Below are 19702 nucleotides of genomic sequence, written 5' to 3'. Positions count from 1 at the left end.
GTGGGGCCGACCCCAAGGCGCGCTGACATGGCCGGGAAACAGGACCGCTGGGCAGAGCTGACCGGCGGACAGGCCGGGGAGCAGTACGCCCGGCGTTTCGCGCGGCTTGCCGAATCGGGGCACGACATCCATGGCGAGGCCGCGTTCTGCGCCGCGCTGGTGGAGCCCACAGCCCGGGTGCTCGACGCCGGCTGTGGCACCGGACGGATCGCGATCCGGCTCGCCGAACTGGGGTACTGCTGCACCGGTGTGGACATCGACGCCTCGATGCTCGCCGTCGCCCGCCGCGAGGCACCCGCACAGGAGTGGCTCCTCGGGGATCTGGCCCGTACGGACGCCCTCGGCCTGGAACCGGAATTCGACGTGGTGCTCGCCGCCGGGAACGTCATCCCCCTCCTGGCCGCAGGGACCGAGGCGGCTGTCATCGGGCAGTTGTCCGCCGTGCTGCGGCCCGGAGGTCTGCTGGTCACGGGGATGGGACTGGACGCGGCGCACCTACCGCTGCCCGAAGCGCCCTTCGGCCTCGCGGACTTCGACCGGTGGTGCGAACGGGCCGGACTCGCCTTGCGGCAGCGCTACGCCACCTGGAGCGGCGATCCCTATGTTCCGGGCTGCGGTTACGCCGTCAGCGTGCACGCCCGTCCGGATCATCCGGATGATCCGGATCCGGGCAGCCACTGAGTTCCGGTCCGGGCCGACCGTTTGCATCGGACTCCGGACCGGACTTCGCCCGCCGTCCGCGTGAGGTACGCGACGGCGCCCCGTGCGCTACCGCGTGATCGCTCCCGGGCGGGGTAGCGAAAGCGTATGACCACTGACAAAACAGTTACCGCTCCCGACGGGTACGTGCAGCCGGAGCTCGACGTCCGGGCCCTGACCGAGGTGCTCGACGGCGAGTACGCCGAGATCCGGGACCTGGTCCGTACCAACCTGGTGACGTACGCCTCCGTCCTGGAGGAGGCCGACGGGCTCGGCACCGACGCGTACCGCGAGCGGGTGCGCGAACTCGTGGTCGAGATGGCGGCGACGGGGCAGACCGGCATGGGCTTCCCGAAGCGGTACGGCGGGGGCGGCGATGTCGGGGCCTCGATCGCCGCCTTCGAGACCCTCGCCTTCGGTGATCTGTCGGTGCTGGTGAAGGTCGGCGTGCAGTTCGGACTCTTCGGCGGCGCGATCCTGCATCTGGGCACCGAACGCCACCACGACGCCTATCTGCCGGACCTGATCACCGGGAAGCTGATGGGGTGCTTCGCGATGACCGAGACCGGGCACGGTTCCAATGTGCAGGCGCTCGGTACCGTCGCGCGGTACGACGTCGCCGCCCAGGAGTTCGTCATCACCACCGAGGGTGACCAGGCGCGCAAGGACTACATCGGCAACGCTGCCCGCCACGGTGAGCTGGCCGTCGTCTTCGCGCAGCTGGAGGTGGGCGGGAAGTCCGAGGGCGTGCACGCGTTCGTCGTACCGATCCGGGTCGGCGGTGAGGCGGCGCCCGGCGTCCGGATCGAGGACGACGGCCGCAAGATGGGCCTCAACGGCGTGGACAACGGGCGCATCCGCTTCGACGGCGTGCGGGTTCCGCGCGAGGCGCTGCTCAACCGGTTCGCCGACGTCACCCCCGAAGGCCTCTACAAGAGCACGATCGACAGCCCCGACCGCCGCTTCTTCACCATGCTCGGCACCCTGGTCCAGGGCCGGGTCAGCGTCGGTGGCGCCGGGGTCAACGCCGCCAAGGTCGCCCTCGCCGTCGCCACGAAGTACGCCCTGCGCCGCCGCCAGTTCGCGGCAGGCTCCCAGGAGGAGGAGCAGCTGCTCCTCGACTACGGGCTGCACCAGCGTCGTCTGCTGCCGCTCGTCGCCCGTACGTACGCGCTGCACTTCGCGCAGGACGTCGTGCGCACGCAACTCCACGATGTCTTCTCCGGCGTCGAGGACGACCCGCAGGCGCGGCGCCGACTGGAGTCCAGGGCCGCCGGAACCAAGGCGCTCGGTACCTGGCACGCCACCCGGACGGTCCAGGAGTGCCGTGAGGCGTGCGGCGGCGCCGGATATCTCGCCGTCAACCGGTTCGCCGCTCTCAAGGCCGACAGCGACATCTTCACCACCTTCGAGGGCGACAACCACGTCCTGCTGCAGCTCGTGGCCAAGGGGCTGCTCACCGACTACGCGAGCGAGTTCGAGGACCTGGACCAGCTCGGCATGGTCCGGTACGTCACCAACCTCGCCGTCGAGACGGTCATCGAGAAGACCTCGGCCCACAAGCTGCTCGAACGGGTACGTGACCTGCTGCCGGGCGGCGACGAGTGGGACCAGGAAGCCGGGCTGCTCGACTCGGAGTACCAGCTCGCCATGGTCCGCTACCGCGAGGAGCACATGCTCGCCGGGGTGGCCCGCAGGCTCAAGGCCGGGATCGACCGGAAGCGCGATGCGGGCGCCGTCTTCTCGGAGGTGCAGGACCACGTCATCGCCGTCGCCCACGCCCACGTCGAGCGGCTGGTGCTGGAGGCGTTCGTCGAGAAGACGCGTACGCTGCCCGAGGGCGGCAACAAGGTCGCCCTGGGCCTGCTGTGCGACCTGTTCGCCCTCTCGACGATCGAGGCGGACCGGGCGTGGTTCATGGAGCACGGCCGGCTGACCGTCCAGCGTTCCAAGGCGATCACCCGTGAGGTGAACGACCTCTGCCGCAAGGTCCGGCCCCTCGCGGGCGGCCTCGTCGACGCGTGGGGCATCCCGTCCGCGATGCTGCGCGCCCCGGACCTGGTGGGCTGACCGGCGAACGACACCCGCCGCCGGGCCCGGTTCGCCGGGCCCGGCGGCGGGTTCAGTCGGTGAACAGCTGGGTCGCCTTGCGGAACAGCTCGTACAGCCCGTAGGCGAGCGGGGTGCCCACCCACAGCCAGGTGAAGACGATCAGCGGCCGCCGGTCCTTCACCTCAGGCGGACTCTGACTGCTGGTGTCGTCGGACATCGGGCGCTCCCTTCTCCGGTGTGACGGCGTCCAGGTGGTGGGACGGGTGGACCGGGCGCACCAGCTCATTGGCGGCGAAGCCGATGACGAGCAGTCCCATCATGATGAGGAGAGAGGTCCCGTACAGCTCCGCGCCGTGCTTCCCGGCCTCCTCCTGGCGGTCGGCGATCCAGTTCACGATCAGCGGGCCCAGGACACCGGCGGTGGACCAGGCGGTGAGCAGCCGTCCGTGGATCGCCCCGACCTGATAGGTGCCGAACAGGTCCTTGAGGTAGGCGGGGATCGTGGCGAAGCCGCCGCCGTAGAAGGAGAGGATGACCAGCGCGCACAGGACGAACAGGGGCTTGGAGGAGCTGCCCGCCACGGCGATCAGCGCGTACATGAGGACGCCCGCGCCGAGGTAGACGCGGTAGATGTTCTTGCGCCCGATCAGGTCGGAGGTGGAGGACCAGCCGATGCGCCCGGCCATGTTGGCCGCCGACAGCAGGGCGACGAAACCGGCGGCGGCCGTGGCCGATACGGGGGTCGAGGTGTCCGCGAAGAAGTCGGTGATCATCGGCGCGGCCTTCTCCAGGATGCCGATGCCCGCGGTCACGTTCGTACAGAGCACGACCCACAGCAGCCAGAACTGCGGGGTGCGCAGAGCCTGGCGCGCCGACACCCGGGGGCCCGCCGGTGCCGTGGCCCGACCGTCCGCCCGCTCCTCGGCGCGCGGGCGCGGCACCCGCACCAGCAGTACGCCGAGCAGCATGAAGACGGCGTAACTCAGCCCGTGGACGAGGAAGGCCAGCGCGATGCCGGAGGTGTCGCTGCCGAAGGACTCCAGCATCTGGGCCGACCAGGGCGAGGCGATCAGCGCGCCGCCGCCGAAGCCCATGATGGCGATGCCCGTGGCCATGCCGGGGCGGTCGGGGAACCACTTGATGAGCGTCGAGACGGGCGAGATGTAGCCGATGCCCAGGCCGATGCCTCCGACGAAGCCGTAGCCGAAGACGATCAGCCAGAACTGGCCGGTCGCGGCGCCGAGTGCGGAGAGCAGGAAGCCGGAGGAGAAGCAGACGAGGGCGACCGTCATGGCCCAGCGCGGCCCGCGGCGCTCGACCAGGGTGCCGCCGAAGGCCGCGGAGAGGCCGAGCATGACGATGCCGAGTTGGAAGGGCAGCGCGCTCTGCGTGCCGCTGAGGCCGAGTGCGTCTTCCAGTGGGGGCTTGAACACGGACCAGGCGTATGCCTGGCCGATGGAGAGGTGGATCGAGAGCGCGGCGGGCGGAACCAGCCAGCGGCTCCAGCCCACGGGGGCGATGGGGGGACTCATGGGTCCCCAACCGTAGTGAGTGGGATACCGGTTGAGAAGGCCGGTGATCGATCTTTCACCGGGGGAGTGCTAGGCCCGTGACGTCGTCGCCGCGAGCACCAGGTGCACACAGTGTGCTTCCAGCCGTTCGCGTGGCACGTCGAGCGTGCCGTGCAGCCACCCCGCGAAGAGGCTCGCCAGGCCGCCGACCAGGGCGTGCGCGGCCATCCGGCGGTCGATGTCGTCCCCCGTACCGGAGAGCTGACCGCCGACGAGGTCGGTGAACACCGGCATGAGCCGGTGGCTGTGGGCCCCTAGGACCGGGTCGGCGAAGGGCTCCAGGAGCAGCAGGCGGCCCTTGTGCGGCGCGTCCAGGACCAGGGCGACGAAGGCGGAGACGGCGGCCCGGGCCCGGACTTCCAGCTGTGGATCGCTGAGCGCCACGGCTTTCTCCAGGGCGCTCCTGGCCTCGTCGGCGACCCGCTCGAAGGCGGCGAGGAGCAGATCGTCGCGGCCGACGAAGCTCTCGTAGAAGTAGCGGTCCGTCAGGCGCGCCTGCCTGCAGACGGAGCGGACCGTGACGGCCGCGCACCCCTCCTCGCCGGCCAGGCGCTCGGCGGTGTCCAGCAGGGTCTGCCGGCGGGCCGCGCGACGATCGGCCAGCTTGGTCCCGCCCCAGCTCCGTTCCGCCAACTCCGGTCCTCCTGTTTCCCGTTGGCCCGCCACTTGGTGGCTCATTTTACCTTCGCGCAATTGACGACAGCTGTCCGCACATTCTAGCTTGATGACAGGTGTCCTCAGATTGCCCTCGATGCAACTGCCCGGACGGGCCGCCATGCCACGGTCATGGTGACGAGTACGGCCACGGTCACGGACACAGCCACGGAACAGAGCGGCCCCGCAACGGAATCCCTCACCGGAGGTACGCGTGACAGCGTCAGCCATCGGACCGGACCCGACCGGCCCGAGAACCGTCGAACCCCTCGGCCCCGACTCCCTCACCTGGCGCTGGTTCGGCGACTGGAGGGGCCTCCTCCTCGCCCCCTGGGCCGGGTCGATGCAGAACATGCACCCCGAGCTGGGCGCGGGGGTCGCCGAGCACTCCCGCTTCTTCGAGGAGCGCTGGGAGCGCCTGTTCCGCTCGCTGTACCCGATCGGGGGAGTCGTCTACGACGGCCCGCTCGCCGCCCGTACAGCCCGCGAAGTGCGCGGCTACCACGCCTCGATCAGCGGGGTCGACGAGCGCGGCCGCCCGTACCACGCGCTCAACCCGGGCACGTTCTACTGGGCGCACGCCACGTTCTTCATGCTGACCGTGCAGGTGGCCGAGCGTTTCGGCGGCGGCTTGACCGAAGCCCAGCGGCACATGCTCTTCGACGAGCACGTCCGCTGGTACGCGCTGTACGGCCTGTCCATGAAGCCCGTTCCCGGCAGCTGGGAGGAGTTCCAGAGGTACTGGGACCACATGTGCGCCGACGTCCTGGAGGACAACCGGCCGACCCGGGACGTCCTGAACATGCGCCGCATCGCCCGGCCGCCCCTCCTGCGGCTGCTGCCGTCGCCGCTCTGGGCCCTCGTCCGCGTCCCGCTCGTCCGGATGACGCTGTGGATCACGGTCGGCCTGTACCCGCAGGCCGTCCGTGATCGCCTCGCGCTCCGCTGGACGCCCCACGACGAGCGGCTGCTGCGCATGCTGGGAGGGCTGGTGCACCACGCCTGGCGGTGTGTTCCCCAGCGGCACCGCTTTCACCCCCGCGCCCGTGCGGGGTGGGACCGCGAGCGGGGCCGACGCGGCCGGGCGGTTACGGGTCCCGTGGAGACGCCCGCCCGGAACCTGCCGCCGGAGGAGCGGCGCGGGCTTCCGCAGCACTACGTGCCGAGGACCTGACCGCCCGGGGCCGTCTCCGCCGGGCGCCGGGCCCGTCTGCCTCGGTCAGGTCAGGCCCGGCGCAGGACCGTGGCCTCCGCGCCCCAGCCGAGCGCGATGGTCCGCTCGACCTCCCAGCCCGACCGGTTCGCCAGGGCCGCGACGGCGGCGGAGTCGCGCAGGGGGCTGCCGGTCGCGGCGTACGCGTGGAGCGCCGCCTCGGCCGCGTGCGGGCTGAGGCCGTCGGGGCGGGAGGCCTCGACGAGGACCGCGGTCCGGGTCCAGCCGGCGAGCCGGGTGAGGAGCTGCATGGCCTCCTCGTCGGTGCGGTGGGCGAGTGCCTTCGCGGCGACGGCGACATCGGCGGGGCCGGCAGTCCAGTCGATGCGGTCCGGCGCCGGAACGTGTTCGCGCAGGACCTTCGCCGGTACGGAGTCCTCCGCGACCCGCAGTCGCGGCCGCCGTCCGGCACCGTCGAGGGCGGCGGCCACCGAGGCGCTGCCCGGCCCGGTCAGGAGGCAGGTTCCGACCTCCTCCCAGAGGGGGTCGGCCGTCAGACCGTCCAGCAGGAAGACCAACTGCTCGCACTCCTCGACCAGTTCGCCGTAGCGCTCGGCGTCGTGGGCCACCGTGCCGAGCAAGGTGGTGCCCGAGGCGAGCCGCCAGGGGGACGTACCGTTCCGGAGCGCGGGAGCGAGGTGGGCGAGGGAGAGCAGCAGCTCGGCCTCGTGACCGGTGTACTCCTCGCGCTCGTGGTCGTCCAGGAGTTCCTCGCCCGCCGGGCCCAGCCGCAGCCCGGTCCCGTCGTCGCCGCCGACGACCACGCCGTACGTGGCGAGCAGCGGAAGCAGTACGTCGATCCGGGGCCCGGGCACGCCCAGGCGGGCCGCGAGTGCGCCGGGGAGGAGCCCCGGCGCGTCGGCCACCGCGTCGACGACGCCGAGCTGCAACGCGGCCCGTGCGACCAGCCACGGCAGCGGCGAGGGGATCTGGGCCGGGCCCTGTGCGGCGGCCCCGGCGTCGGCCGTGCCCTCCGCCTCCGGGTCGGTGGCCTCCTCGCGGTGCCAGTAACCCGTGATGTTCAGGCGGTCCTTGGGGAGCTTGCGTTCACGCTGGAGATACCGGCGTACGGGGAGCAGTGCCCGGCTCTCCGCCGCCGCCCAGGCGTATCCCTCACCCGGCGGCACCGGCAGCGCGCGGACGGCGGCTTCCAGTGCCGCCGCGTCGCCCGGCTCCGCGACCACCCAGGTGACCGTGTCGCCGTCGCGCAGGGCCAGTTCCTGGCGGGCCGCGTCGTCCGACACGGTCACCAGGACATGCGCCGGGGCGTCGAGCGGCCGTTCGTCCAGGAAGCGGCCGATCGCGGGCAGTGCCGTCTCGTCCCCGATGAGGAGGATCCAGTCCAGCCGCTCCGGCAGCCGGAGCGACGACTTGGGCCCGACGAACCACAGCTCGTCGCCCTCCCGGGCCGACGCGGACCAGGCCTCCGCGGGCCCTTCGCCGTGCACCACGAAGTCGAGGTGGAGCTCTCCTGTCCGCTGGTCCACCCGCCGGGGCGTGTAGTCGCGGGTCAGCCGGTGCTCGGCCGGGGTCCACTCGATGCCGTGCGGCAACTGGGCGGGGAGCGCCGCGTGGACGTCCCCGTCCGCGGCCAGGATCAGCTTGACGTGGTCGTCGAACCCGGGCGCGGCAAAGGCGGGACGGCCGATCCCGTCGCGGGTGAACGCGGCGAGATCCTCACCGCCGAGGACGACCCGACGCATCCTGGGGGTCACCTGGAGTACGCGGCGCACGGTGACCCGGCGCAGGACGAGCGGGTGCGTCGTGTAGGCGCGCTGGGCTGCCATCAGGAGAACTTCTTCTCGATGATGTCGAGCAGGGCCATCGACTCGTCGTAGTCGCCGCGCAGCACCCAGTACGGCAGGTCATGGGCGTTGTTCGCCTTGAAGGCGGGCAGCGCGCTGTAGACGGGGTTCTTCTGGAGGGTGGCGACGTCGGTCGTGTCGGCGTTGAAGCCCATGACGAACACGGACGGCTGGGTGATCGTCTGGCCCACCTTCTCGGTCGACAGCTCGAACATGTCACCGCCCTGCCCGTACACCTTGAAACCGCCGTCGGCGAAGACCGGTGCCGGCTCGATCCCGACCTTCTTCAGCTCGGTCGGCAGGCCGACGCTCTCCACCAGCCCGTAGGCGGTGCCGTCGCCGGTGAGGGCGAGGAAGGACACGGGGCCGGGCGGCGGAGTGATGGCCCCCTTCACCTCGGCGATCCGCTTGTCGTAGGCGGCCACGTGCTGCTTGTAGACGGCGGGCTTGCCGAACACGTCGTCGGCGAGGAAGGAGAACTGGCCGCGCCAGTCACCGAGCTTCTTGCCCACGAGCACCGTGGGAGCGATGCCGGACAGCTCGTCGTACACCTTCTCGGCCTGGAACAGCGGGAAGCCGATGCCGCCGCCGACGATGAGGTCGGGATCGAGGGCGAGGATCGCCTCCAGGTCGAAGCCGTCGACACTCCACGGCAGGAACTTCGTGCCGTCCTCCTCGGCCTCCTTCTCCCAGTACGGGGAGAACTCGCCCTTGCCGTCGGCGTCCTCGGGAATCGTGGCGTGCACCGGAACGTCGAGGTCGTAGAGGTACCCGGCGAGGGCGTGGTTCAGCACGACCACCCGCTTGGGCTCGGTCGGCACCTCGACCTTGCCGTAGTCGGTCGTCACGGTACGGGTCTTCGCGGCGGACGCCTTGTCCCCGTCGTCCGACGAGGAGGAGGCCGAGCAGCCGGTGAGGGCCAGCGCGGCGACGAGCGCGCAGGCGAGAAGGCGGGCAGGAGCAGACATGGGACCTCATGTGACTGGGCAGGCCCGAAGGTTCGAGCCGTTGGTAAGGTGAGGCTAACCTCGCTGGTCCCGCTGCGCCGATCCGAGTGCGACATCGCTGGTGACGGACACGACGCATCGCACACAACGGGAGGCACGCTTGCCGATGACATCCCTCGGCACCGTGGTCGCCGAGAACGCCATCCGCTTTCTCGGCCACGACACGCACGAACACGATGAGCCGCACCTCGTCTACGTGGTCAGCGGCAACGCCTGCCTGTCCGCCGACGGCGAGGAGTGGCGGCTCGGACGGCACGAGGCGCTCTGGCTCGCTCCCCGGGTGCCGCACGCGCTGCGGATCGAGCCGGGCGGCATGGCGCTCGGCCCCTTCCTCAACCCATCTGACCAGCCACGATGTCGTGTGCAGCCGCTCGGAGCCGTACCCGCGATCGTCGAGGTCATGACCACCACGCTCGGCGCGGCGCCGACCACGGCGGAGCAGGTCCAGCCGTTCCGCCAGGCGCTGGGGCGGGTGCTGAGGGGCATCTCCCGGCAGTACTTCCCGGTCGTGCTGCCCGCCCATCCGGCGGTGCGCGCACTCGCCCGCGAGGCCCTGCGCACGCCCTCCGTGACGCTGGAGGAGCTCGCCGCCCGGCACCGGATGAGCGCCCGGCAGGTGCAGCGCGTCTTCCTCGACGAGACCGGACTGCCCTTCACACGGTGGCGCAACCGGGCCAGGATGAACGCCGCCGTCGAACACCTCCGCGGCGGGGGTGAGCTGACGGCGGCTGCCAGGGCGGCCGGCTACGCGACCCGGGCGGGGCTGCTGCGCGCGCTGAGCCGCGAGTCCGGGGTGCCGGTGAGCGCGCTCACCACGGACGCGGTGGGGGCGCTCGGCGGCCGCTGAACCGGGGCGGCCCCCAGCAGTTCACGCACTTCGGTCACGCACGGCACGATCACGCACGGCACTTCGGGCTCTCCGGGTAGCTGGTCGCTCAGGGAGGTTCGATGGCACAGGCGCTCGCGAAGACGACCGCACCCCCACCGGCCGCGTCGTCGCGCCCGTCGCGGCGCGGGGCGCACCGGCTCCTCGGCCTGGGCGTCGCCGTCGGCGCGCTCCTCCTGGCGGTGCTGCTCAGCGTCGCGATCGGCTCGGCGATGCTCCCCCTCGACGTGGTGTGGCAGGCGCTGACCGCTCCCGACGGCTCCGCCTCGCACGCCACGATCAGCGGCGCCCGCGTGGACCGTACGCTGCTCGGCATCGTCGTCGGGGTGTCCCTGGGCGTGGCGGGAGCGCTCATGCAGGCCCTCACCCGCAATCCGCTCGCCGACCCGGGGGTCCTCGGCGTCAACGCCGGAGCGGGGTTCGCCGTCACCCTGGGCGTGGCCGTGTTCGGCGTCACCCGCATCGAGGAGTACCTGCCCTTCGCCTTCGTCGGTGCCATCGCCGGTTCGGCGGTGGTCTACCTCGCCGCGAGCGGCGGACGGGCCGGGCCGTCGCCGCTGCGGCTCACCCTCGTCGGGGTCGCGTTCACGGCGGTGCTGTCCGGTATCTCCCAGACGCTCGCCCTGATCGATACGGAGACCTTCGACCGTATGAGGTTCTGGGGAGCGGGCACCATCACCGACCGCCCGACGGGCACCGCCGGTGACATCCTCCCCTTCGTCCTGGCAGGCCTGCTGGCCGCTGTCTGCTGTGCGCGTCCGCTCAACGCGATCGCCCTCGGCGACGACGCGGGGCGGGCGCTCGGGCTGCGGGTCGGGGCGACCCGGTGCGGTGTGGTGATCGCGGTGGCCCTGCTCTGCGGTGCGGCGACGGCCGCGGCGGGACCGCTGATGTTTGTCGGTCTCATGGTGCCGCACGCCGTGCGGTGGCTCACCGGACCCGACTGGCGCTGGATCCTCGCCTACTCCGCCGTCCTCGCCCCGGCGATCGTGCTCGTCGCCGACGTCCTGGGCCGGCTGATCGTGGTCCCCGCCGAGCTGCCGGTCGGCGTCATGATGCCGGCCATCGGCGCGCCCGTACTGATCCTGCTGGTACGCGGAAGCCGGGTGAGGGAGCTGTGAACGGCGTACTCGTCCTCAGGGCAGGCCCGCTGAGCCTGAAGGCGTCGCGCCGCTCGGTCGTCGTCTGCGGACTGCTGGGGGCCGCGCTGGTCGCGCTGGCCCTGTGGGCCTTCACCCTCGGCAGCTACCCGCTGAGCCTCGGCGACCTGGCCGGGGTCCTGTCGGGGACAGCCGGGAACGGCGTCCGCACCGTCGTCCTGGAGTGGCGGGCGCCGCGCATCGTCGCCGCCGTGGTGTTCGGGGCCGCCCTCGCCGTGGGCGGCGCGATCTTCCAGTCCCTGACCCGCAACCCGCTCGGCAGCCCCGACGTCATCGGCTTCACCACCGGCTCGTACACCGGTGTCGTCCTCACACTGCTCGCGGGCGCGAGCAGTTACTCGGCCCTCGCGGCGGGCGCGCTCGGCGGCGGGCTCATCACCGCCTTCGCCGTGTACCTGCTGGCGTTCCGGCGGGGTGTGCGGGGCTTCCGGCTCATCATCGTGGGGATCGCGGTCGGTGCGCTGCTGTCGTCGGTCAACACGTGGTTCCTGGTGAAGGCCGATGTGGACACCGCGCTGAGGGCGGCGGTGTGGGGCGCCGGATCACTGAGCGCCATCGGCTGGCCCGCCGTCATGACGGCCTCCGCCCTGACGGCGGGGGTCGCACTGGCGGCCCCGGTGGCGCAACGCCGGATGCGATGGCTCGAACTGGGCGACGACACGGCGGCGATGCTGGGGGTGCCCGTCGAGCGTACGAAACTGCTGCTGGTCGTCCTCGGCGTGGCCGCGACAGCGGCGGTGACCGCCGCGGCGGGCCCCATCGCCTTCGTCGCGCTGGCGGCCCCGCAGATCGCCCGCCGTCTCACCGGGCGCGGCACCGTCGACCTCACCGGTGCGGCGCTGGTCGGCGCGCTCCTGCTGCTCGGCGCCGACATGGCGGCGCAGCATGCGATTCCCGATGTGTCGCTGCCGACCGGAGCGGTCACGGTGTGCGTCGGCGGGGCGTATCTGCTGGTACTGCTGGTACGGGAGTCCAGGCGGGGGCCCTAGGGCGCGTCCTGCGGGAGGCCGCGAGCCCGAGGGGCCGGTGCGGGTGTGCACCGGCCCCTCGGCCGGACCGTGCCGGTCACTGATGGAGCGCTGTGACCGGGCGCGGTCGGTCAGACCAGATCGAACCGGTCGAGGTCCGTGACCTTGGCCCAGGCGGCGACGAAGTCCGTCACGAACTTCTGCCGCGCGTCGTCGCTCGCGTACACCTCGGCGAGGGCACGGAGCTCGGCGTTGGAGCCGAAGACCAGATCGGCGCGGGTGCCGGTCCACTTGACCTGGCCGCTCGCGTCGCGGGCCTCGAACTCGTCCTGCGCCGACGACGTCGACTTCCAGGTGATGCCCAGGTCGAGCAGGTTCACGAAGAAGTCGTTGGTCAGCGTGCCCGGGCGGTCCGTGAGGACACCGTGCTTCGAGCCGCCGGAGTTGGCGCCCAGCACACGCAGACCGCCGACCAGGACGGTGGTCTCCGGGGCGCTCAGCGTCAGCAGGTTGGCCCGGTCCAGGAGCAGGTACTCGGCGGGCAGGCGGGCGGCCTTGCCGACGTAGTTGCGGAAGCCGTCGTACGCGGGCTCCAGAGCGGCGAAGGACTCGACGTCCGTCTGCTCCTGCGTGGCGTCCACCCGGCCCGGGGTGAACGGCACCTCCACCTCGACACCGGCGTCCTTGGCCGCCTGCTCGACGGCCGCGTTGCCCGCGAGGACGATCAGGTCGGCCAGCGAGACCTGCTTGCCGCCCTTGGCGTTGAAGGACTCCTGGATGCCTTCCAGGACGCGCAGGACCTGGGCCAGCTCGTCCGGGTCGTTCGCCTCCCAGCTGCGCTGCGGCTCCAGACGGACCCGTGCGCCGTTGGCGCCGCCCCGCTTGTCGCTGCCGCGGAAGGACGCGGCCGATGCCCAGGCGGCCGAGACCAGCTGCGCCACCGTCAGGTCCGTGGCGAGCACCTGCTCCTTGAGCGCGGAGATCTCCGCGGCGGCCGGCAGCTCACCGGTGCGCGCGGGCAGCGGGTCCTGCCAGAGCAGGACCTCGGAAGGCACCTCGGGGCCCAGGTAGCGCTGGATCGGGCCCATGTCGCGGTGCGTCAGCTTGTACCAGGCGCGCGCGAAGGCGTCCGCGAACTCCTCCGGGTTCTCGTGGAAGCGGCGCGAGATCTGCTCGTACGCCGGGTCGAAGCGCAGCGACAGGTCGGTGGTGAGCATCTGCGGCTTGTGCTTCTTCGACGCGTCGTGCGCGTCCGGGATGGTCGCCTCCGCGTCCTTGGCGATCCACTGCTTCGCACCGGCCGGGGACTCGGTCAGCTCGTACTCGAAGGCGAAGAGGTTGTCGAAGAACTCGTTGCCCCACTGCGTCGGCGTGCTGGTCCAGGTCACCTCCAGACCGCTGGTGATGGCGTCCCCGCCCTTGCCCGACCTGTACGAGCTGCGCCAGCCGAGGCCCTGCTCCTCCAGCGGGGCGCCCTCGGGGTCCGCGCCGACGCTCTCGGCCGGGCCCGCGCCGTGGGTCTTGCCGAAGGTGTGGCCACCGGCGATGAGGGCGACGGTCTCCTCGTCGTTCATCGCCATCCGGCGGAAGGTCTCACGGATGTCACGGGCGGCCGCGACCGGGTCCGGGTTGCCGTTGGGGCCCTCGGGGTTGACGTAGATCAGGCCCATCTGGACCGCGCCGAGCGGGTTCTCCAGCTCACGGTCGCCCGTGTAGCGCTCGTCGTCGAGCCAGGTGGTCTCCGGGCCCCAGTAGACGTCCTCCTCCGACTCCCAGACGTCCTCGCGGCCGCCGGCGAAGCCGAAGGTCTTCAGGCCCATGGTCTCCAGGGCGACGTTGCCGGTGAGGATCAGCAGGTCGGCCCAGGACAGCGTCTGGCCGTACTTCTTCTTGACCGGCCACAGCAGACGGCGGGCCTTGTCCAGGTTGCCGTTGTCCGGCCAGCTGTTCAGCGGGGCGAACCGCTGCTGACCGGCGCCCGCGCCACCGCGGCCGTCGCTGATGCGGTACGTGCCGGCGCTGTGCCAGGCCATCCGGACCATCAGCGGTCCGTAGTTGCCGAAGTCGGCCGGCCACCAGTCCTGCGAGGTGGTGAGCACCTCGGCGATGTCACGCTTCACCGCGGGCAGGTCGAGCGCCTGGAACGCGGCCGCGTAGTCGAACTCCTCACCGAGCGGGTTCGCCACGGCGGGGTTCTTGGCGAGGATCTTCAGGTTGAGGCGGTCCGGCCACCACTGGCGGTTCCCGCCGCCCTGCGTGGGGTGCGGCGCGCGGCCATGGGCCACGGGGCAGCCGGCCGCCTGCGCCTCGGGCACCTCCGGAACGGCCGTCTCGGGCGAATCCGGTGTGACGGGATCGAAGACATGCGACTCGTGGTTCTCGGTCATGAGCAATCCTTCCGGACCCGGCGGGTCGTGGGGCGCTGAACGGGGGAGGAGGATTCGGGCCGTACAGAAGGGGCACGCTGTGAGTCACGGCCTCGCCGCGGGTCGCCCGGACGCCTGGCGGACCACCGGACCGCACGGTCCCGGGCGATGCGACGAGGACGGGCCCGGCCGACGGGCGGCGCCGCGCGGGATACCGGCGGTGCTGCGTCACATGTCTCTGCTGCCGTACCGGAGTCTTCCTGTCTCTTGGATGTCGCCGGGATCGATCCTACGATGGACTTCGTCCAAGTCAAGAAGTTGGCTAAAACCATAACCACACCGGGCGCGTCGGTGTCGGTTTCCTCCCGGGGCCGCGCGTCCCCCCGCCGAGCGGAGCAGGTGAAACGAGATGAGCGACCTCCTTGACCGGCTGCGCGGGCGTGGCTGGCGGCTGACCTCGCAGCGGCGTGTCGTCGCGCAGGTCCTCGACGGCGACCACGTGCACCTCACGGCGGACGAAGTGCATCTGCGGGCCGCCGCACGCCTGCCCGAGATCTCCCGCGCGACCGTCTACAACACGCTCGGGGAACTCGTCGCGCTCGGCGAGGTGCTGGAGGTCTCCACCGTGGGCCGGGCCAAGCGCTACGACCCGAACGCGCGCCGCCCCCACCAGCACCTGGTCTGCTCCGGCTGCGGCACGGTCCGCGACGTCCACCCGGCCGGCGACGCACTCGGCGACCTGCCCGAGGCCGAGCGGTTCGGGTTCGCCGTCGGTTCGGTGGAGATCACCTACCGCGGTCTGTGCCCGGCCTGCGCCTGAGCGGGGCGGGGTCCACGCGTCTGAGCGTTCACCCCCGCATTGCACAATGCGGGAATGCACTTTGCCCTGCTCGGCCGCCTGCGTCTGAGAACCGGCAGCGGCGTCGTCGGCCTTCCCGGCCCCGTCTCCCGCTCCATCGTCGCCCGGCTCCTGCTCGCCCGGGGCGGTGTCGTGCAGCGCGACACCCTGATCGACGAGCTGTGGGGGGAGCGCGAGGCCAGGAACCCCGCCAACGCGCTCCAGGTCCAGATCACCAAACTGCGTGCCGCGTTCGCCGCCCAGGGCGAGGAGGGGCGCCTTGAGTCGCGCCACGGCGGGTACCGTCTCGTCCTCGGCCCGCAGGACGAACTCGACGCGGCTCTGTTCGAAACCGCTGTCCGTGAGGGGCGCCGGAGCCTCGCGGACCAGGCGTACGAGCAGGCCGAGCGGCGCCTTCGCGACGGGTTGTCGCTGTGGCAGGGCCGGGCCCTGGACGATCTGGACGGTCCTGCCTTCCACGCCGAGCGCGTACGTCTCGAAGAGCTGCGGCTGAGCGCCCTGGAGGGCGCGGCCTCCGCCGGCCTGGAGCTCGGACGCACCGCGGATCTGGTGCCCGAACTGAAGGCGCTGCTGTCCGTCGAGCCCCTGCGCGAGCGGCCCCGCGCCCAGCTCATGCTGGCCCTCTACCGTTGCGGCCGGCACGCCGAGGCCCTCGCGGTCTACGAGGAGGGCCGGCGGCGGCTGAACGCGGAACTGGGCGTCGCGCCCTCGCCCGAACTCCGCGACCTGCACGCCGCGGTCCTCCGGCACGAACCGTCCCTGCGGGGGCCGGGCCGGCCGCTCCCCGGGGCCGCGGAGGCCGATGGCCCGACAGCTCAGCTCTCCTCCGCTCCGGACCGCCGTGGGCTGCCGCCGCATCAGCCGTCCGGAGCCCCGGGCCCCGCGGCCGCCCTCGTCCCGGCCCCCGCGCCGTATTCCGCGTCGGCCCCTGCCCCGGGACCCGCCGCACCGGGCAACCTGCGCCGGCCACTGGGCCCGTTCGTCGGCAGGCGCGCGGATCTCGACGCCCTGCACGCCATGGTCGACCGGGAGAGCCTGGTCACCGTGGTCGGGCCGGGCGGGGTCGGCAAGACCCGGCTCGCGCTGGAGACCTGCGCACTGGCACAGCCCGCCCGTGACGGTGTCTGGTGGGTGGACCTCACCTCGGTCGGCGACGGCGGGGTCCTGGCGGCCGTCGCCTCCGCCCTCGGGCTGTCCGACGCCTCCGTACGGCCCGACCAGCCGCCCCACGACTACGTGCACCGGCTCACCTCGCTGCTGGACGGGCGCCGGACGCTGCTCGCCCTCGACAACTGCGAGCACCTTCTCGACGAGATCGCGCCCCTCGTGACCGCCCTCCTCGGCAGCTGCCGTTCCCTGATGGTCCTGACGACCAGCAGGGAACCCCTGAACGTGTCCGGCGAGGCGCTGTACCCGCTGGCTCCGATGTCCGAGGAGGAGGCCGCCGACCTCTTCAGCACCCGGGCCGTCATGATCGAACCGGCCTTCGCCGTGGACGCGGCGGCCAGGGAACACGTCCGGGCCCTGTGCCGCAGACTCGACGGGCTGCCGCTCGCCGTGGAACTCGCCGCCGCCCACGTCCGGTTGCTGACGGTGCGCGAGATCACGGCCCGCCTCGACAACCGGTTCGCCCTGCTGACCAGGGGCGACCGTACGGCCCCGGCCCGGCACCGTACGCTGCGCGCCGTACTCGACTGGAGCTACGGGCTCCTCGACTCCGCCGAGCGCCGGGTGCTGACCGAACTGGCCCTTTACGTCGACGGCTGCTCGCTGAAGGAGTCCGGCCGGACGGGGCTCGCCGATTCCGCGGCCGCGGAGACGGAGCTGCTCGACGTGCTGGGCCGACTCGTCGACAAGTCGCTCCTGTTCTCCGTCTCCTCCGTCGGCGGGAACCGTCTGCGGATGCTGGACACCGTCCGTGAGTACGCTCTCGCCCGGCTCGCGGAGGAGAGCTGGGGCGCGGCCGCAGAGGAGCGCTTCACCGACTGGGCGGTCCGCTTCGTCCACGAGGGCACCCAGGGCGTGGCATCGGGCGACCAGGCCGGCTGGACGCGGCGGCTCACCGAGGAGTCCGCCAACATCAGGGCCGCATCCGAACTCCTCGTCGTACGGTCACGGGTGGCCGAATCACTGCTGCTGGAGGCGCGCCTCGGCTACCACTGGTTCGTCAGCGGCCGGGAGGACGAGGGGATCGAGCGGCTCCAGCGCAGCCTGTCGGCCCATGACGCGACCGCGGTGACGCGCACGGACGAGCCCACGGCCCAGGAGGAGTGGGCCCTGTTCTACACCTTCGCCTGGCTCGCCTGGCTGAACCACGTCGCCGGGCGGCACGCGGTCGCCGGCTCCTACATACGTCGGCACGAGGACGCGTGGCGTAAGGCGAACAACCCGGACCTGGCGGTCCTGGGCCCTGCTACGACACCCTGCACGCGATGCTCAACGGCGAGGGGGGCGTCACGGAGCTGTTCGCCGTCGCCGAGGCCGCCGTGGCGGGCACGCGATTCCACTGGGACCGTGCGGTCCTCCAGACGAACTGGTCCACTTACTGCCTCCAGCACGGAGACGTCGAAGGCGCCCGCCGCCACGGTCTGGTGGCGGTCGCGGCGTCCCGCGCCGCCGCCGACGACTTCGCGCGGGCGTTCTCCCTGACCCTGTGCGGGGACGCCGACGAGAGCGACGGCCTGCGGGAGCGGGCCAGGGAGCAGTGGACCGAGGCGGTCCGGATCCTCGGCCCCATCGGGGCCCGCAGCCGCTGGGCGTACGCCGTGCTCCGGCTCGTCTGCCTCGACATCGTGGACGGGGACACCACCGGTGCGGGGGAGCGGCTGGCCGAGGCCGCCCGGGTCGCCGACGAGCTCAGCGCGGACGACCTGGTGGCCGCGGTGGGCAATCTCCGCGGGGTGCTGGCGTTCCACGACGGCCGCCCGGCCGACGCGGAGACGGCCTTCCGGGCCGTATGGGACTCCCCGGCCGCTCCTGCCGACCGCCGGGCGGTCGCCGGTCTGGGGCTGGCGTCCCTCGCGGCCAACGACCCGGACGCCCCTGCCGGTTCGAGATCCCCGCAGGGCGCGCACGCCTGGCTCGACCGGGTGGCCGATGCGCACGGCAGGCTGCTGGAACCGCTCGCCCGTAGCGCGGTGGGCATCCTGCTGGACGAGTTCGACGACCGCCGGGAGGCGCGGCATCCGGCGGACGCGGCTGCCGGGGCCGGCCGGTTGCACGAGCGGCTCGGGAGCAGTCCCTCCGTTCTCGCCGCCTTCTGCTGACCGCTTCTTCCAGGCCCTGCCGTACGTGGCTCCCCGACCGCCTCATGAACCTTTCCGGCCGCGCCCTCGTACAGCAATCGAGTCGCCGGGGACCGGACACTAGCCAGGAGACCGCACGGTGGAATGCGAGCAGGAGAAGACAGAACTGACCGTCTACGCGATGGACGCCCTCGACGCCGAGGCGGCGGACCGGGTGGGCAGCCATGTGCGGGGGTGCCCCGACTGCGCGGCGGAGGTGGACGAGGCCCTGGCCACCCTCTCCGCCGTGCGGCTGCTTCCCGAGGAGGAAGTGGTCGGCGACTGGGCCGGCAAGCTGCCCGGACTGCGCGAGGCGGCGGTCAGGGCCGCGCTGGCGGAGAGGTCCGCGTCGGCGGATGGGCCAGCTTCGGCGGATGGGCCCGCGTCGGCGGAGAGGCCCGGGGAAGAGCCCCCGGTGTCGGAACTCGTGGCGGCCTCCGGCAGGCCCCAGGCCGGAGCCGGAGCCGGAGCCGGAGCCGGAGCCGGTGGCGGTGCCGGTACTGGTGCCGGGACCGCTGTCCCGGTCGTCCCCGCCCGCCTGTCGTGGCGTCCCCGGCGGCCGGGCTGGGCCCTCGCCGCGGCGGTCGCGGGCGTCGCGCTCGGCTACGGGGCATCCCTGATGTTCCCCGCCGAACCGCCCACCGGCACCACCGCGACCGCCCGCCCCGCAGGAGCTTCGGTCGTACGCGCCACCGGGGCCGACGGTATCGCCGCCTCCCTCGAACCCCGCCCCACGGGATGGGGGACCGAGGTGCTGCTGGAAGTGAGCGGGCTCGACGGGCCCCGGCGCTGTGTCCTCGTGGCGGTGGCCGAGGACGGCACCGAGGAGACGGCTCTCACCTGGCAGGTCCCGGAGGGCGGTTACGGCCTTCCGGGCTCCTTGAAGGAGAGGCTGCTGGCCGTCGGGGGCCTCGGCATGGCGCCCGAGGACATCGCCGGATACGTGATCCGTACGACCGGGGGCGAGAAACTCCTCGCCCTGCCCGCCGCACCCGGCTCCTCCTGAACGGAGGGCGCCCCCCGAAAGGGGCCGTCCGGTGCCTGCCCTGCGCGGAACCGGACGAGCCCCCGCCCCTTTCCCCCTCCTTTCCCCGGGCTGTCCTCGCAGCTCGGGGCAGGCAAGCGGGCGTTAAGCGGACAGCAAGCGGCGCCCGCGACAGTCGGTCCGTTCGGTTGTC

General features: G+C 72.4%; 16 protein-coding genes. 10 read left to right on the top strand and 6 right to left on the bottom strand.

Translation table 11 applies throughout. From position 1 onward, the window contains the following. Positions 1-27: 27 nt before the first annotated feature. Together IE264_RS23530 and IE264_RS23525 are read left to right on the top strand one after the other, a co-directional pair. Complete coding sequence (locus tag IE264_RS23530; protein ID WP_032755518.1) at positions 28-681, top strand: class I SAM-dependent methyltransferase; 654 nt, start codon at positions 28-30, stop codon at positions 679-681. A gap of 126 nt (positions 682-807) precedes the next feature. Beyond that, on the top strand, positions 808-2769 hold the full coding sequence (locus IE264_RS23525) for an acyl-CoA dehydrogenase family protein (protein WP_032755520.1): 1962 nt from the start codon (positions 808-810) through the stop codon (positions 2767-2769). A gap of 52 nt (positions 2770-2821) precedes the next feature. Here IE264_RS23525 and IE264_RS23520 read toward each other — a convergent pair whose 3' ends face one another. The 3 genes from IE264_RS23520 to IE264_RS23510 all read right to left on the bottom strand — a co-directional run bounded on the left by IE264_RS23520 (position 2822) and on the right by IE264_RS23510 (position 4955). Then, on the bottom strand, positions 2822-2968 hold the full coding sequence (locus IE264_RS23520; protein ID WP_015607105.1) for an MFS transporter small subunit: 147 nt from the start codon (positions 2966-2968) through the stop codon (positions 2822-2824). Further along, positions 2934-4283: an OFA family MFS transporter gene (locus tag IE264_RS23515; protein WP_032755522.1), complete on the bottom strand. Its 1350-nt coding sequence runs from the start codon at positions 4281-4283 to the stop codon at positions 2934-2936. Before IE264_RS23515 ends, IE264_RS23520 begins: the two co-directional genes overlap by 35 nt. A 69-nt stretch (positions 4284-4352) precedes the next feature. Further along, positions 4353-4955 carry a TetR/AcrR family transcriptional regulator gene (locus tag IE264_RS23510; RefSeq protein ID WP_032755525.1) on the bottom strand — a complete coding sequence of 201 codons (603 nt, stop codon included), beginning with the start codon at positions 4953-4955 and terminating at the stop codon, positions 4353-4355. Positions 4956-5190: 235 nt separating this feature from the next. Between IE264_RS23510 and IE264_RS23505 the strand changes: the two genes are divergently transcribed. Continuing rightward, positions 5191-6150, top strand: coding sequence for an oxygenase MpaB family protein (locus IE264_RS23505; protein WP_032755528.1), 960 nt, complete (start codon positions 5191-5193; stop codon positions 6148-6150). 50 nt (positions 6151-6200) lie between these two features. Here IE264_RS23505 and IE264_RS23500 read toward each other — a convergent pair whose 3' ends face one another. After that, positions 6201-7976: a siderophore-interacting protein gene (locus IE264_RS23500; RefSeq protein WP_032755531.1), complete on the bottom strand. Its 1776-nt coding sequence runs from the start codon at positions 7974-7976 to the stop codon at positions 6201-6203. Beyond that, positions 7976-8962 carry an ABC transporter substrate-binding protein gene (locus IE264_RS23495; RefSeq protein ID WP_015607100.1) on the bottom strand — a complete coding sequence of 329 codons (987 nt, stop codon included), beginning with the start codon at positions 8960-8962 and terminating at the stop codon, positions 7976-7978. The genes IE264_RS23500 and IE264_RS23495 overlap by 1 nt, the downstream gene beginning before the upstream one ends. A 145-nt stretch (positions 8963-9107) precedes the next feature. On the opposite strand from IE264_RS23495, the gene IE264_RS23490 reads away from it, so the two are divergent. From IE264_RS23490 to IE264_RS23480, 3 genes are all read left to right on the top strand, one after another. Further along, positions 9108-9848 (top strand): helix-turn-helix domain-containing protein, encoded by a 741-nt coding sequence (locus IE264_RS23490; protein WP_032755534.1) that lies wholly within the window; start codon positions 9108-9110, stop codon positions 9846-9848. A 101-nt stretch (positions 9849-9949) separates the two neighbouring features. Next, positions 9950-11008 (top strand): FecCD family ABC transporter permease, encoded by a 1059-nt coding sequence (locus IE264_RS23485; RefSeq protein ID WP_032755537.1) that lies wholly within the window; start codon positions 9950-9952, stop codon positions 11006-11008. Further along, positions 11005-12036 (top strand): FecCD family ABC transporter permease, encoded by a 1032-nt coding sequence (locus tag IE264_RS23480; RefSeq protein WP_015607097.1) that lies wholly within the window; start codon positions 11005-11007, stop codon positions 12034-12036. The genes IE264_RS23485 and IE264_RS23480 overlap by 4 nt, the downstream gene beginning before the upstream one ends. Before the next feature lie 110 nt (positions 12037-12146). Here IE264_RS23480 and katG read toward each other — a convergent pair whose 3' ends face one another. Continuing rightward, positions 12147-14402, bottom strand: coding sequence for a catalase/peroxidase HPI (gene katG, locus IE264_RS23475; RefSeq protein WP_032755540.1), 2256 nt, complete (start codon positions 14400-14402; stop codon positions 12147-12149). 388 nt (positions 14403-14790) lie between these two features. On the opposite strand from katG, the gene IE264_RS23470 reads away from it, so the two are divergent. The 4 genes from IE264_RS23470 to IE264_RS23460 all read left to right on the top strand — a co-directional run bounded on the left by IE264_RS23470 (position 14791) and on the right by IE264_RS23460 (position 19530). After that, a complete protein-coding gene (locus IE264_RS23470; protein WP_015607095.1) occupies positions 14791-15201 on the top strand; it encodes a Fur family transcriptional regulator in 411 nt (136 codons plus the stop codon). A 54-nt stretch (positions 15202-15255) separates the two neighbouring features. After that, positions 15256-17889 (top strand): AfsR/SARP family transcriptional regulator, encoded by a 2634-nt coding sequence (locus IE264_RS23465; RefSeq protein WP_051821757.1) that lies wholly within the window; start codon positions 15256-15258, stop codon positions 17887-17889. Beyond that, complete coding sequence (locus tag IE264_RS38065) at positions 17832-18506, top strand: hypothetical protein (RefSeq protein ID WP_032755542.1); 675 nt, start codon at positions 17832-17834, stop codon at positions 18504-18506. Before IE264_RS23465 ends, IE264_RS38065 begins: the two co-directional genes overlap by 58 nt. A gap of 118 nt (positions 18507-18624) precedes the next feature. Then, the gene (locus tag IE264_RS23460; protein ID WP_051821758.1) at positions 18625-19530 is read left to right on the top strand and encodes an anti-sigma factor family protein; all 906 of its coding nucleotides are present in this window, start codon (positions 18625-18627) and stop codon (positions 19528-19530) included. Positions 19531-19702 lie beyond the last annotated feature (172 nt).

This window comes from Streptomyces microflavus, assembly GCF_014650075.1.
In the GTDB taxonomy this organism is placed as follows: Bacteria; Actinomycetota; Actinomycetes; order Streptomycetales; family Streptomycetaceae; genus Streptomyces; species Streptomyces microflavus.
The sequence above is the reverse complement of the archived record's forward strand: the minus strand, read 5'-3'. Positions and strand labels throughout refer to the sequence as shown.

What these genes read in the sequence shown, in the direction of transcription:
- IE264_RS23525 (WP_032755520.1), top strand. Translation starts at nt 808, where the DNA reads ATGACCACTGACAAAACAGTTACCGCTCCCGACGGGTACGTGCAGCCG.
- IE264_RS23495 (WP_015607100.1), bottom strand. Translation starts at nt 8,962, where the DNA reads ATGTCTGCTCCTGCCCGCCTTCTCGCCTGCGCGCTCGTCGCCGCGCTG.
- IE264_RS23530 (WP_032755518.1), top strand. Translation starts at nt 28, where the DNA reads ATGGCCGGGAAACAGGACCGCTGGGCAGAGCTGACCGGCGGACAGGCC.
- katG (WP_032755540.1), bottom strand. Translation starts at nt 14,402, where the DNA reads ATGACCGAGAACCACGAGTCGCATGTCTTCGATCCCGTCACACCGGAT.
- IE264_RS23470 (WP_015607095.1), top strand. Translation starts at nt 14,791, where the DNA reads ATGAGCGACCTCCTTGACCGGCTGCGCGGGCGTGGCTGGCGGCTGACC.
- IE264_RS23465 (WP_051821757.1), top strand. Translation starts at nt 15,256, where the DNA reads ATGCACTTTGCCCTGCTCGGCCGCCTGCGTCTGAGAACCGGCAGCGGC.
- IE264_RS23520 (WP_015607105.1), bottom strand. Translation starts at nt 2,968, where the DNA reads ATGTCCGACGACACCAGCAGTCAGAGTCCGCCTGAGGTGAAGGACCGG.
- IE264_RS23485 (WP_032755537.1), top strand. Translation starts at nt 9,950, where the DNA reads ATGGCACAGGCGCTCGCGAAGACGACCGCACCCCCACCGGCCGCGTCG.
- IE264_RS23515 (WP_032755522.1), bottom strand. Translation starts at nt 4,283, where the DNA reads ATGAGTCCCCCCATCGCCCCCGTGGGCTGGAGCCGCTGGCTGGTTCCG.
- IE264_RS23490 (WP_032755534.1), top strand. Translation starts at nt 9,108, where the DNA reads ATGACATCCCTCGGCACCGTGGTCGCCGAGAACGCCATCCGCTTTCTC.
- IE264_RS23500 (WP_032755531.1), bottom strand. Translation starts at nt 7,976, where the DNA reads ATGGCAGCCCAGCGCGCCTACACGACGCACCCGCTCGTCCTGCGCCGG.